Source organism: Vicinamibacterales bacterium (assembly GCA_036504215.1).
Classification (GTDB): Bacteria; Acidobacteriota; Vicinamibacteria; order Vicinamibacterales; family Fen-181; genus FEN-299.
Genome location: DASXVO010000002.1, coordinates 1 through 13,196 on the forward strand (window position 1 = coordinate 1; position 13,196 = coordinate 13,196).

A 13,196-nucleotide genomic window follows, 5' to 3' on the forward strand; every position below is an offset into this window, starting at 1 on the left:
CCAGATCTTGATCGGGATCGACACCGCCAGCACCGTCGCCAGGATGAGCAGCGCCCCCATCCAGGTTGTGGCGAACTGCAGGTAGAAGAGGCGATTGGCGCCGAAGCGGTGGCCGATCGCCAGGTGGATCAGTTCCATCCCGATCAGGGCGAGGACCAGCACGACCTGCCAGTCGATCTGCAGCGTCCGGAGGAGGTGCCAGGTTCGTCGGTGCAGGCTGGTGAAGACAAACGGTGAGAAGTGCCAGATGGCGGGTTTCGGGCACAACTCGCGTAGGCCGCCGCCGGCGAACCCGCAGCCGACGGCGAACGGCAGCGCGCCGAACTCGCCCGCGAACATCGGGGGCAGCCCGCACATGACGCCCACGAGGGCGCCCGCATAGGGGCCGGCGATCAGGCCTGCGAGGAACGTCGCCTCGAGGGTGAGGTCGGCGGCGTTGTAGCCGAGCAGCAGCCGGGCCACGACGCCCGCGCCCATCGGGATGCCGAGGCCGAGGGCGAAGGTGAGGCGATCGGGCCACGCGCGGCGCTCGGTCAGCAGGATGGCGCGGAACCGATGGTAACGGACCAGGACGATCGCGATGAGCGCGATGACGGCCAGCCTGACGACGAGCGTCGTCAGGAAGATCTGCTCGGTCGACAGGAATCGAGACTCGTGTGGCACTAGACCGATAGCTTGCGTCAGGGTTCGGCCCGCTGTCAAACCGCTCAGGGCGAAAGTGTTATCATGGTTTCACACCCCGGAGGCCCCACACATGATTCGTGCGTTGCTGGTCGGGTTTGCGACCACGTTCCGCTATATCTTCACCAAGCCAGTCACGGTGAACTACCCGGACCAGAAGGTCCCCGTGTTTCCAAAGTACCGGGGCAAGCAGGTCCTGATGCGCGACGAGAACGGCCTGGAGAAATGCGTCGCATGCGGGCTCTGCGCGGTGGCCTGTCCGGCCGACGCCATCTACCTCGAGGCGGCCGAGAACGACGGGACGGCGAAGGCCGGTCCGCGGTACGCGAAGGTCTACCAGATTCACAAGACCCGCTGCATCTTCTGCGGCTACTGCGAGGAAGCCTGTCCGGTGTCGGCCATCTTCATGGGCAAGGACTACGAGTTGGCCGTCTACAGCAAGGACGAGTTCATCTGGGACAAGACCGACCTGTTGGTGGCAGCCAACTGACCGCAAGCCAGGAGGCTTGCGCTACCGCTGATGCGTTCCTTCCTCGACGATATCGATGAGCGCGTGCTGGTGTGCGACGGCGCCATGGGCACGATGCTGTACTCGAAGGGCGTGTTCGTCAACCGATGCTTCGAGTCGCTGAACCTGTCCGAACCCGACCTCGTGGCGGAGGTCCACCTGGGGTACGTCCGGGCGGGCGCCGACGTGATCGAAACCAACACCTTCGGGGCGAACCGGGTCAAGCTGGCGTCGTTCGGCCTGGCCGACAAGGTGCGGGCGATCAACATCTCCGGGGCGAAGGTGGCGCGCCATGCGGCGCGCGATCAGGTGTACGTCGCCGGGGCAATCGGGCCGCTCGGAATCCGGATCGAACCGTGGGGAAAGACGGGGGTGGACGAGGCGGGCGACTACTTCCGCGAGCAGGCGGCGGCTTTGCTCGAGGCGCCCGTCGACCTGTTCATCCTCGAGACGTTCCGCGACCTGAATGAGATCGGCGCGGCGATTGCCGCCGTGCGCAGCCTGTGCGATCTGCCCATCGTCGCGCAGATGACGATCGAGGACCACGGGAACACGCTCGACGGCACGCCCCCCGAGAAGTTCGGTCCCGAACTGGTCCGCCGCGGCGCCCACCTGGTTGGTGTCAACTGCAGCGTGGGCCCCGCTCCGATGCTCGAGACGATCGAGCGGATCGCGGCGACCACGGATGCTCCGCTCTCCGCGCAGCCCAACGCCGGGAAACCGCGTCACATCGAGGGCCGCACGATCTACCTGTCGTCGCCCGAGTACCTCGCATCGTACGCTCGCCGCTTCATTGCGAAGGGTGTGCGGCTGGTGGGGGGCTGCTGCGGCACGACGTCCGAACACATCCGGCAAATCAAGCTCGCGGTCGGATCGTCGTCGGCCGTCCGGCGGACCGCCGGGGTGCGGGTGAGCGCCGTGACGTCCGGCGATCTCGCGGTGGCGCCCCTGCCGCGCGAGCAGAGATCGCGCCTCGCTCACGCGATGGCGCGGGGCACGTTTGTGCGCCTCGTGGAGTTGCTGCCACCCAAGGGGCACGAATTCGCTGCGACGGTCGAGGAAGCGCGCACGTTGAAGATCCGCGGTGTCGATGCGATCAACATACCGGACGGTCCGGTTGCGGCAGCCCGCATGAGCGCGATCTCGACGGCCGTGCTGGTGGAGCAGCGGGCCGGCATCGAGACGGTGCTGCACTACGCCTGCCGCGATCGCAACCTGCTCGGCATGGAATCCGACCTGCTCGGCGCCCACGCAATGGGCGTGCGCAACGTATTGCTGGTGACCGGCGATCCGCCGCGCCGCGGTGACTACGCTTTCGCCACCGGCGTGTACGACGTCGATTCGATCGGTCTGACCAACGTCGTGAGCCGCCTCAACCACGGCATCGACATCGGCGGCGAGGCACTCAGCCGGCAGACGGCCTATCACATCGGCGTGGCGGTCAACCCGACCGCGCTCAATCTCGACGACGAGATCCGGCGGTTCGAGTTCAAGGTCGAAGCTGGGGCCGAGTTCGCGATCACGCAGTCGGTCTTCGATCTGAAGGCGTTCGACGCCTTCATGAAGCGGGTCGAGCATCTGCGCGTGCCGATCATTGCCGGCCTCTGGCCGTTCGACAGTCTGCTGAACGCCGAGTTCCTCGCCAATGAAGTGCCCGGCGTGGCCGTCCCCGACGAATGGTTGCGGCGGATGCGGCGCCTGGACACGGCGGAGGCCGCGGCAGCCGAGGGCGTCGCGATCGCGAGGGCGATTGCCGGGGAGATCCGCGGCCGCGTTCAGGGAGTACAGCTCTCCAACGCGACCGGCCGTATTGGCACGGCGCTCCAGGTGCTGGAGGGGCTCTGAGCCGAGGGACCGGGTACTTCCCGCTTGTCGGTTCCGCTGGGCCGGGTATATAGTCGCTACCTTGGCGGTGATCGGGCCACCTGCCCGCTGGGTCCGCCATGGAGAGCTCAATGGCGCTATTCGAACGAAGAGACCGATCGGCCGCAGACGAGTACATCTCCTCGTCCGACGCCGCCACCCGGGCCCTGTCGGTGACGGCGGTCGAGAACGATTTCGTCGAGGGCGTGTACGAGAAACTCGCCTCGGTGTACGACTGGACCTTCGGCCCAACCCTCCATCCAGGTCGGTTGCAGGCGATTCAGCGGATGGGGATTCGGACTGGCGATCAGATCCTCGAGGTCGGCGTCGGCACAGGAATCAATGCCGCGCTCTATCCCCGCGACTGCTCCGTGACCGGCGTCGATTTCTCCGCCAACATGCTCGAGAAGGGACGTGACCGGGTCGCGCGCAAGGGGATCTCGAACATCCGCCTCCTGGAGATGGACGCGGCCGATTTGAAGTTCGCGGACGACACCTTCGACATCGTCTACGCGCCGTACGTGATCAGCGTGGTGCCAGACCCGGTCCGCGTGGCCTCGGAGATGCGGCGCGTGTGCAAGCCGGGCGGCAGGATCATCTTCCTCAACCACTTCCGCAGCCCCAACTTCCTCCTGTCTCGAATCGAACGTCTGATCTCACCGTTCACGCTCTACATAGGGTTCAAGGCCGACCTCGACCTGCCGGCATTCCTCGCCCAGGCGGACATCCAGCCGGTATCGATTGAAAAGGTCAACATACCCCGCATCTGGTCGCTCGTGACCTGCGTCAAGGAGTAGGGCGGCCTGAACCTCGAAGAATACGAGTTGATGTACCGCGCCGAGGACCACCACTGGTGGTACGTCGGCATGCGGCGTATCACCTGTGCCCTCCTCGACGACGCGGTCGGCCGCGGCCGACCGCTCGAAATCCTCGACGCGGGTTGCGGTACCGGCGGCGCGATGGAGTACATCGCGGACTACGGACGCGTGGTCGGCTGCGACTTCTCAGCCGAGGCGCTGGGGTTCTGCACCGCGCGCGGCCTCGGCCGGCTGGCGCGGGCGTCGGTCGACGCCCTCCCATACCCCGACAGCCACTTCGACCTCGTCGTGTCGTTCGACGTCATCAGCGATGGCGACGCCGATGACGAGCGGGCGCTCGGCGAATTCGCGCGCGTGCTGAGGCCGGGCGGACACCTGCTGCTGCGCCTTCCGGCGTTCTCCTGGCTGCGCGGGACGCACGACGCGGCCGTGAACGTGTCGCATCGGTTCACGAAGGGGGAGTTGCGCGGGCAGTTGCGCCGCGTGGGGCTCGAGCCCACGAAGATGAGCTACGCCAACATGTTCCTGCTGCCTGCGGCCGCGGCCAGGCGCCTGAGCGACCGCCTGCTGGCGCGCGGGGCGGTGGCGTCCGACCTCGCGATCGACGTCGGCGCGTGGAACGGCCCGCTCGCGTCGATTCTGAGCGCCGAGGCTCCGTTGATTCGTCGCGCCGGCCTCCCTCTGGGCCTCACGCTGATCGCGCTAGCCAGCAAAGCGTAGGAGTGCAGCTCGATGCGCCGTGGGTGGGACGCGCCCTGCACGTCACGCCCGCAGCCGCAGGTCGAGCACGGCAACACCCAGGCGACGGGTGTCGTCGCCGCCGAACTGCTCGGCTGGCACGAAGGTCGGCGAGTCGAACTTGACCCTGTACATTCGCCCCAGGTCGAACGGAAAGTCGATCTGCACGGTGCGTCGCTCGCCAGGCGCGCCGGGAAGATCCACCGTGGCCTCGGTCGTGAAGGTTCGCGCCTCGGGCTCGTAGGACTCCAGCCGTACCGTGGCGGGGCCCGGCGCCCCAAACCCGGGGCTGTAGTCGACGTCGAGCCTGCTGGCCGGAATGCGCACGAGCACGTAGGCGTTCGACCGGTCGCCGGTCCATTGACTGGTCGTACCGGGCACGGCCGGCTGGTACGGCCACCACCCCCGCCCGAACTTGTCGACCGCCTGCTCCGCGGCGTTCACGGGCGTCGTCTCGAACACCAGCAAGCATCCTTTGCATCGGCGGCAGAGCGGTTCGGTCATCGCGTCGGCCCTGATGCGGGCCCGATGCTCGCCGGCCAGCACGGCGCCGACATCGAGGTCCCCGACCCGCCCGAGATTCATGTCCCCTTCGTAGTCGAGGCAGCAGAGGACGTAGCGGCCGTCTGCCAGCACGCCGAGGCTGTCAGCCATGACGCAGCCCTGCGGCCCCGGGTTCTCCTCGATGAACACGAAGGCGCCAGCCGGGAGTGACCGCCGCAGAAACGCCTCTTCGCGGGTCCAGAGCTCGAACGATTTGAAGACGAGGAAGGCGTTGGGCAGGGGCATGTAGCCCCAGAAGGCATCCTCCTTCAGCCGGTGGAAGTCGGGTGGCAGCATCGCCCGTGTCGTGGCGATGCGGGTTCCGATCTGCGCCGCGTAGAGCGACCGCGCGCGGGCCCGCTCGGCCGCATAGGCCTCCGGATACCGCCGCCGCATCGTCCGGCCGAACGACTGCAGCCGACGCAGCGTCTTTCCAATCCAGCGCCGTTCCGACTTCTCGTCGGGAAAGTTCGGCCAGAGGTCCAGCGGGTAGTCCGACTGGATGCTCGGATCGTGATGCAGCACCCACGTGGACGCGACGTGGATCTCGAGGCGCGTGCCGCTGCCGTACCGGAACTTGTCCTCGGCCGTCGCGTAGGCCAGGTCGATCAGGTCGTCGACGCCCAGGCGCGGATAGCCGCGCAGGCGAAACGACTCGCGCGTGGCGGTCTGCAGGCTGAGCGCAAGCGTCAGGTTGGCGTGGCGGAGGAGTTCGCGGCGAACGGCGGGCGCGGCCAACTGCGTCATGTTGGTGATGAGCGTCACGGGATGGCCGTCCCGCTCGAGCAGGTCGAGGTATTCGAAGACCCGCTTGTTCAGGAGTGGCTCTCCGAGGACGTTCAACATCACCGGCGGGCGGGCGCCGGTCGCGTGCAGGCCGTCGAGAAATCGCCGGACGGTGGCGTCGTCGATCGTGCCTTTCGGCCGCCGCAGGAGGTCTGACGGGCAGAACTCGCAGTGCATGTTGCAGTGGCTCGTCAGCTCGATGAAGACGGTCCGCGGCGCAGTCATGAGAGGCGTTCCAGGATGAGGTCCGCCACGATTCTGGCGCCGCCCACGTCGGCCGGCTCTGGGCGGTCCTGGGACAGCAGTTCCTCGAGATACGGCTTCCAGTCGCCGGCGAACAGCGCCTCCTGTGGGATGAACTGCGACCGGACGTATCGCGGCATCTCCTGCACCAGGACTTCGTACTCGACGAAGTGGCCGCGCGAGGTGTAGAGCAGCGCCGTGTCGTGCGCCGCGCACTCGGCGATGATGCCGTAGCCCGGTTTGGTGGCCACCACATCGACGGCCGCGACGAGATCCTCGTAGCGCCAGCCCGCGCCGTACAGGGCCTGCTCATCGATGTCGATCACACCGCCCCCGCTCCGCCTGGCCGCGTCGGACATCTCCAGCTGACCGGTGACCACCGCCACATACTCGTCGCCAAAAACGCGGAACGCCTCCGGCGAGAGGCCCTTGAGGCCGTGGCCGCCGAACGACAGGAGCACCAGCTTGCGGTCGAGGGGCAACCCGAGGGCGCGCCGTGTTTCGGCCGGTTCCCGTACCGATCGGCGGGCCACCAGGGGGACGTCGATGGTGGCGTCGGCCGGCGCCATGTCGAACCCGCCCCACATGGGCAGGCGCACGAAGAGGTCGGCGTGCGCACAGGCGGCGCGAACGAGGGGAACGAGATTCGGCGCCCCGTGAAGTTCCGGTTCGTAGCCCTCGTAGATCCAGTCCCAGGTGAAGTTGCCCACCGCGACCGAGGGCAAGCCGGCGGCGTGCGCCGCGGCGAAGGCCAGCGGCGGGATGTCGCCGACCACGAGCGCGGCGCCGAGTCGATTGAGCACTTCGGCTTCGTCCCGGACTTTCGCGTCGAGATCCCGATAGAAGGATGCGGCCCGTCGCACGGTCTCGGTTTCGTCGAGACGCAGACCGTCGATCTGGACCACGCCCGTATCGCACTCGACGGGCTGAAAATCCACGGGGTGACGAAGCGTGAGGTCGAAGATCCACCGTCGTGCGCCCGTGCGGACGACGACGGGCAAGCCCGGGCAGCGGTCGCGGAGCGCGTTGATGATCTCGATGTCACGAGAGGCATGGCCGAAGCCGTGACCGGACACATACCAGACGACAGGTTGGCACATAGGTGGCTGGTCGTGGCTAGGCATCGATGGGCTAGGTTCCGTGGGCGTCCGGGAGCGCCACCCGCAGCACTTCCTCGATCGTGCGGGCGGGCACGAACCGCATGCCGTTCCGCACGCCCGGCGGGAGTTCCGCGAGGTCGGGTTCGTTGCGGTCGGGCAGGATGAACGTCGTGATGCCGTGACGCCTGGCTGCCAGCGCCTTCTCGCGGATGCCTCCCACGGGAAGTACGAGGCCGCTCAACGTGATCTCGCCGGTCATGGCGACGTCCTGCTGCACTGCCTCGCTCCGCACCGCTGACAGGATCGCGGTCGCCATCGTGACGCCGGCAGATGGTCCGTCCTTCGGGATGGCGCCGGCCGGCACGTGCACGTGCAGGTCGTGCTTCGTCATGAACTCCGGGTCGATGCCGAACGCGGCGGCGTTGGCCCGGATGTGGCTGACGGCGGCGCGAGCGGACTCCTGCATGACGTTTCCGAGCTGTCCGGTGAGAATCAGGTTCTCGTGGCCGCCGGGCACGAGCGTCGCTTCCACGAACAGGACGTCTCCGCCCGTTTCCGTCCAGGCCACACCGGTTGCCACGCCGGGACGCGACGTGCGGAACGCCACCTCTCCGTGGATGCGCGCGGGGCCGAGATATTCGGGAAGTTCACCGGCACCGACTCGAACCGGCAGGGGATCGGTTTCGCCTCGTGACCGGCTGCCTGCCACGCGTGCCGCCACCTTCCGCGCGATGGTGCCGATCTGCCGTTCGAGGCTTCTGACGCCTGCCTCGCGCGTGTACTGCGAGATGACCGCGCTCAGCGTCGTATCGTCCAGATCCACCGCGTGGAGTGGCAGGCCGTGCTCGGAGATCTGGCGCGGAATCAGGTATTGCCGCGCGATGTGGATCTTCTCGTCTTCGGTGTAGCCGGAGAGCGAGATGACCTCCATCCGGTCCAGCAGGGCAGGGTGGACGGGGCCGAGCTGGTTGGCCGTGGCGATGAAGAGCACCCGGGACAGGTCGAAGGGGATCTCGAGGTAGTGGTCGCGGAACGAGTTGTTCTGCGCGGGGTCGAGCACCTCGAGCAACGCGGCGGCCGGATCGCCCTGGAATCCAACGCCCATCTTGTCGATCTCGTCGAGCATGAACACCGGGTTTGCCGAGCCCGCCTGCTTGAGGGCCTGGATGACCCGCCCGGGCAACGCGCCGATGTACGTGCGCCGGTGGCCGCGGATCTCCGCCTCGTCGCGCACGCCGCCGAGCGAGACCCGCACGAACTTCCGGTTCATCGCCCGCGCGATCGACTGGCCGAGGGAGGTCTTGCCGACGCCCGGCGCCCCGACGAAGCAGAGGATCGGCCCCTTCATGTCGCCCTTGAGGCCGCGAACGGCGAGATACTCGACGATCCGTTCCTTGACCTTGTCGAGGTCGTAGTGGTCCTCGTCGAGGACCCGGCGGGCTTCGACCGGGTCGAGGCGGTCGGCCGTGGTAGCCGACCACGGGACCTCGAGGATCCAGTCGAGATAGGTCCGGATCATCTGGTACTCGGGCGAGGCGGGCGTCATCCGATCCAGCCGATCGACTTCGCGCGTGGCCACTGCGCCGACCTCGTCCGGCAGGTTCGCCTTCGCGATCCGTTCACGCAGGTCGGCCGACTCGACGCCCTCCTTCTCGCCGAGTTCCTCCTGGATGGCCTTCAACTGCTGCCGCAGGTAGTACTGGCGCTGTGCGTCGGTCATCTCCTGCTGCGCCTGCGACTCGATCTTCCCCTTGAGCTCCAGCAGCGCGATCTCGCGGTTCAATGCGGCCGAGACGGCCTGCAGCTTCACGAGGAGGCGGTCCTCCGCGAGCAGTTCCTGCTTGTCCTCCGCCTTCATGTCGATCAGGCTGGCCAGGAGGTACGACAGACGCAGCGGATCGTCGATGCTCATCACGATGCCGCGCAGTTCCTGCGACAGCCCGGTCGCGAGATTCAGCGCCCGGTCGATCAGCTCGCGCAGGCTGCGGACGTACGCGTCGATCTCGATCGACTGTTCGACGTCCTCCGGACGCGCGGTCAGCGTCGCGCTCATCGTCGTCTCGGTGCGCGTGACGACGGCCGTGGCCCGGGCGAGGCCCTCGATGATGACGTGAACGCCGCCGGGCGCCTTCGCCATCTGCCGGATGATGCCGACGGTGCCGACCGTGTGGACATCTCCCGGCTGGGGGTCGTCCACGTCGTTGCTCTGCAGCGAGAGGAACAACATCCGGTCGGAGGCGAGCGCGCGGTTGATCGACTCGATCGACACGGGGCGATCCACTGCGAGCGGCTGGATCGTGAGCGGGAACAAGACCGTCCGGCGCAACGGCAGCACCGGGAGCTCGGCTGGAAACTGGGACGTCGACGTGGGGGTCAGGGTCGCCATGCACTCATTGTCGCACAGTCGTTCGGGCCCCATTCCGTGGCGGTTCGCTACTCGTGCCACCACTCGACGCGCTGGCGCTCCGGCCTCCTCAACACGAACACGCCACCCAGTCCCGCCACGAACCCTGCGATGTGGGCCCAGAAGGCGATGCCGCCCTGGGTGCCGGTGGTGTGGGCGATCGATCCGACGCCTCCGAACAACTGCATCAGGAACCAGAACCCGAGGAAGAACAGCGCCGGGATTTCCACGATCTCGACGAAGATGAACAGCGGGATCAGCGTGAGGACTCGCGACTGCGGGTACAGCACGAAGTACGCGCCCATGACCCCGGCAATCGCGCCGCTCGCACCGATGGTCGGCACGTAGGAGTCGGGGCTGAACAGCGTTTGCGCGAACCCCGCGACGGCGCCGCACAGCAGGTAGAACACCAGATAGCGGCCGTGACCGAGCCGGTCCTCGACGTTGTCCCCGAAGATCCACAGGTACCACATGTTGCCCAGCACGTGGAGCCAGCCGCCGTGCAGGAACATCGACGTCATGAGGGTCACCCAACTGAACGCCGCCGGAACAATGCCGAAGTCACGCAGGAATTGCTGGCGCTCGGTGCCGGGAAGCCACAGCTCGAAGACGAACGCGGCCGCGTTGACCACGATGATTGCAACCGTGACGACCGGCGTCGTGCGCGAGGGAATGACGTCCCGAAGGGGGATCATGCAGAGAGTATAAGAGAACCCCCTCGACTTCGCCATTTCCGGCCCGTCCGTCTATAATCGAACTACATGCGACAACCGGGCAGCCCCCCGCTGCGGGTCTTCGCGGCGTTGGCCTTCGTTCTCTATCTGTTCGTGCTGCTGGGCGTCCCGGCCCTCCTGCATCCACTCGCCTGCGCGAACCATCCCCTCCCACACTGCGTGGCTTGCGGAACTGCGAACTCGGCACTGAGAGTCGATGAGCTGACGCCTCCCACGCCGTCCCTTGGCGCGGACGCCGGTATGGTCGCGGCCGCTCCCGTCGACGCGTGGTCCGCACCGGTCGCCGGTGCCTCGGTGGAGCGCGGACCGCCGGCTGCGTAGCCGTCGTGCGATCGGTTCGGCATTCACCATCTTGGGTGTCCCAATCGCTCGAGGAGAAGCGGGCCATGTGGTTGAGAGTGCGCTGTTTCCCTGTTCTCGTTGTCGTCTCGATTGGTGTGGCTGTGCCTGCCGCGAGGGCGCAATCGGTGCCTGCAGCCGCCGGAGCCACGTCGGCCCAGGCAGACCAGGCGGCGGCGCAGGCGCTGCGGGCCGAGGTCGAGCGTCTGCGCCAGGAATTCGAGACCGTACGTCGCCAGTATGGCGACCGGCTGGCAGCGCTCGAGTCGCGACTGACGGCCCTCGAAGGCACCCGGCCGCAATCCGCGCCGCCGCCTGCCGGCGAACCGGTCCAACCCGCGGCGCCTCCTGTGTCCGTGCCGGCCGGTGGAGCCCCGACAACCGTCGACGTGCCCAGCGGCGCTGCCGGAGCGGGCGGCCCTGAAGGCAGCCTGCCCGTCTACGGCAACGCCTCCGCGCTGTCCAAGGTGTTCAACCCGGACATCGCCGTGATTGGCGACTTCCTCGGTGCGGTCGGCCGGAACACCCAGGCGCCCGGTCCGGCACTGGAGATGCACGAGACCGAGCTCTCCCTCCAGGCCGTGGTCGATCCCTATGCGCGGGCGGACTTCTTCCTCACCGTCGGACAGGACGGCTCGCTCGGCGTCGAGGAAGGATTCCTGACCCTCACCAGCCTGCCGGGCGGCCTGCTGACGAAGGTTGGCAAGCTGCACAGCGCGTTCGGCAAGGTGAACACGATGCACAACCACATCCTGCCGTGGACCGACCGCCCCTTGATGACGGAGAACCTGGTCGGCGGCGAGGACGGGATCTCCGACGCTGGCATCTCGGTGTCGCGCCTGATTCCGAACAAGTGGCTGTTCCTCGAGGCGACGGGCGAGGTCTATCGTGGCCAGTCTGCGGTGTTCCACGCGCCGGGCCGCGGCGATCTCTCCTACGTCGGCCACGTGCGGGGATACCAGGACGTGACAGAGGGGACGAACCTCGATTTTGGTGCGTCGGTCGCGTACGGTCACAACGGTGCGGGCGCCGACACGACGACGCGTCTGGTCGGCATCGACGCCACGTTCCGCTACCGGCCGCTACGGCGCGCGATCTACAAGCGGTTCCTCGCGCGTACCGAGATGGTCTGGAGCCGCCGGAGCGAACTGTCCGGTCGGCCCCAGTCCTTCGGCACCTACGTCTCGGGCGAATACCAGTTCGCGCGGCGCTGGTTCGCGGGTGCGCGCCTGGACTACTCGGATCGCGCGACCGATTCCCGGCTCACCGACAAGGGCGGATCGCTGCTGCTGACCTACTGGCCGAGTGAGTTCAGCCAGGTGCGTGGCCAGTTCCGGCGCACGCAGTATGCAGAGGGCTACACGGCCAACGAGTTCCTGTTTCAGTTCCTGTTCTCGATTGGTGCGCACGGGGCGCACCCGTTCTAGATGGACGTGCGGGCACGGCCTGCATCGCCGAAGCCGTTCGGCGCAGGCGTCGGGTCCGCTGCTACTGAGGGAAGTGACTCTATGAGGAGATTCACCGGACTTGCGTCGCTCGCGCTGCTGGTCACGGCGCTCTCTGTCTCCACCGCGCAGGCGAAGATCATCGTCGTCGCGACGACCGAGGACCTGGCGTCGATCGCCCGCGAGATCGGCGGCGACCGCATCGACATCGAGAGCCTGGCCCGCGGCTACCAGGACCCGCACTTTGTCGAGGCGAAACCCAGCTTCATCCTGAAGCTCAACAAGGCCGATCTCCTGATCGTCATCGGCCGGGAACTGGAGATTGGCTGGCTGCCTCCGCTCATCACGCAGAGCCGCAATCCAAAGATCCAGCCGGGCGCGGACGGCCACCTCGACGCCTCGCTGACCGTGAAGATTCTCGAGCTGCCCACCGGACAGATCACGCGTGCGATGGGCGACGTCCATCCGCAGGGTAACCCGCACTATTGGCTCGACCCGGGCAACGGACGCCGGATCGCGCAGGCGATTCAGCAGAAGCTGTCGGCGAGGAGCCCGGCCGATGCGGCCTACTTTGCGCAGCGGTACGCCGACTTCGACCGCCGCCTCGCGGAGGCCGAGAAGAGCTGGACCGTCGAGATGGCGCCGTACAAGGGGCTGAAGATTGTCACCTACCATCGGTCGTGGCCGAACTTCGCCGATCGCTTCGGCCTCGACGTCATCGGCTACGTCGAGCCGCGTCCGGGCATTCCGCCCTCGCCGAGCCACACCCTTGAACTGATCCAGGAGATGAAGCGTCAGAACGTGAAGGTGATGCTGGTGGAGCCGTATTTCGACCTGAAGACGCCGAACGCCATCGCCCGCGATACCGGGGCGAAGGTCGTGGTGATGGCGCCGTCGGTGGGAGGCGAGAAGGAGATCGCGGACTACATCAAGCTCTTCGACTACGATATCAATCTGCTGGTGACGGCGATCAAACAGACCGGCGCGAAATAGG

At 67.2% G+C, this 13,196-nt stretch carries 11 protein-coding genes; 6 read left to right on the forward strand and 5 right to left on the reverse strand.

The window, feature by feature from the left end:
• A partial coding sequence (locus VGK32_00145) for a hypothetical protein (GenBank protein ID HEY3380140.1) occupies positions 1–663 on the reverse strand: 663 nt, incomplete at its 3' end.
• A 91-nt stretch (positions 664–754) separates the two neighbouring features.
• Here VGK32_00145 and VGK32_00150 point away from each other — a divergent pair.
• The 4 genes from VGK32_00150 (at position 755) to VGK32_00165 (ending at position 4,590) form a co-directional block, all read left to right on the forward strand.
• Positions 755–1,171 carry an NADH-quinone oxidoreductase subunit I gene (locus VGK32_00150; GenBank protein HEY3380141.1) on the forward strand — a complete coding sequence of 139 codons (417 nt, stop codon included), beginning with the start codon at positions 755–757 and terminating at the stop codon, positions 1,169–1,171.
• 30 nt (positions 1,172–1,201) lie between these two features.
• Positions 1,202–3,034, forward strand: coding sequence for a bifunctional homocysteine S-methyltransferase/methylenetetrahydrofolate reductase (locus VGK32_00155; protein ID HEY3380142.1), 1,833 nt, complete (start codon positions 1,202–1,204; stop codon positions 3,032–3,034).
• Positions 3,035–3,144: 110 nt separating this feature from the next.
• A complete protein-coding gene (locus VGK32_00160) occupies positions 3,145–3,849 on the forward strand; it encodes a methyltransferase domain-containing protein (GenBank protein ID HEY3380143.1) in 705 nt (234 codons plus the stop codon).
• 30 nt (positions 3,850–3,879) lie between these two features.
• Positions 3,880–4,590, forward strand: coding sequence for a class I SAM-dependent methyltransferase (locus tag VGK32_00165; GenBank protein ID HEY3380144.1), 711 nt, complete (start codon positions 3,880–3,882; stop codon positions 4,588–4,590).
• A 42-nt stretch (positions 4,591–4,632) separates the two neighbouring features.
• On the opposite strand, the gene VGK32_00170 is transcribed toward VGK32_00165, so the two are convergent.
• From VGK32_00170 to VGK32_00185, 4 genes are read right to left on the reverse strand one after another with little or no spacing between them, the layout of a single operon-like run.
• Positions 4,633–6,162, reverse strand: coding sequence for a radical SAM protein (locus VGK32_00170; protein ID HEY3380145.1), 1,530 nt, complete (start codon positions 6,160–6,162; stop codon positions 4,633–4,635).
• Positions 6,159–7,280, reverse strand: a complete 1,122-nt coding sequence (locus VGK32_00175; GenBank protein HEY3380146.1) for a hypothetical protein — start codon at positions 7,278–7,280, stop codon at positions 6,159–6,161. Before VGK32_00175 ends, VGK32_00170 begins: the two co-directional genes overlap by 4 nt.
• A gap of 31 nt (positions 7,281–7,311) precedes the next feature.
• On the reverse strand, positions 7,312–9,666 hold the full coding sequence (gene lon, locus VGK32_00180; protein ID HEY3380147.1) for an endopeptidase La: 2,355 nt from the start codon (positions 9,664–9,666) through the stop codon (positions 7,312–7,314).
• A 47-nt stretch (positions 9,667–9,713) separates the two neighbouring features.
• A complete protein-coding gene (locus tag VGK32_00185) occupies positions 9,714–10,379 on the reverse strand; it encodes a rhomboid family intramembrane serine protease (GenBank protein ID HEY3380148.1) in 666 nt (221 codons plus the stop codon).
• A gap of 425 nt (positions 10,380–10,804) precedes the next feature.
• On the opposite strand from VGK32_00185, the gene VGK32_00190 reads away from it, so the two are divergent.
• A complete protein-coding gene (locus VGK32_00190) occupies positions 10,805–12,184 on the forward strand; it encodes a hypothetical protein (protein HEY3380149.1) in 1,380 nt (459 codons plus the stop codon).
• An 81-nt stretch (positions 12,185–12,265) separates the two neighbouring features.
• Positions 12,266–13,195, forward strand: a complete 930-nt coding sequence (locus VGK32_00195; protein HEY3380150.1) for a metal ABC transporter substrate-binding protein — start codon at positions 12,266–12,268, stop codon at positions 13,193–13,195.
• Position 13,196: the final 1 nt, after the last annotated feature.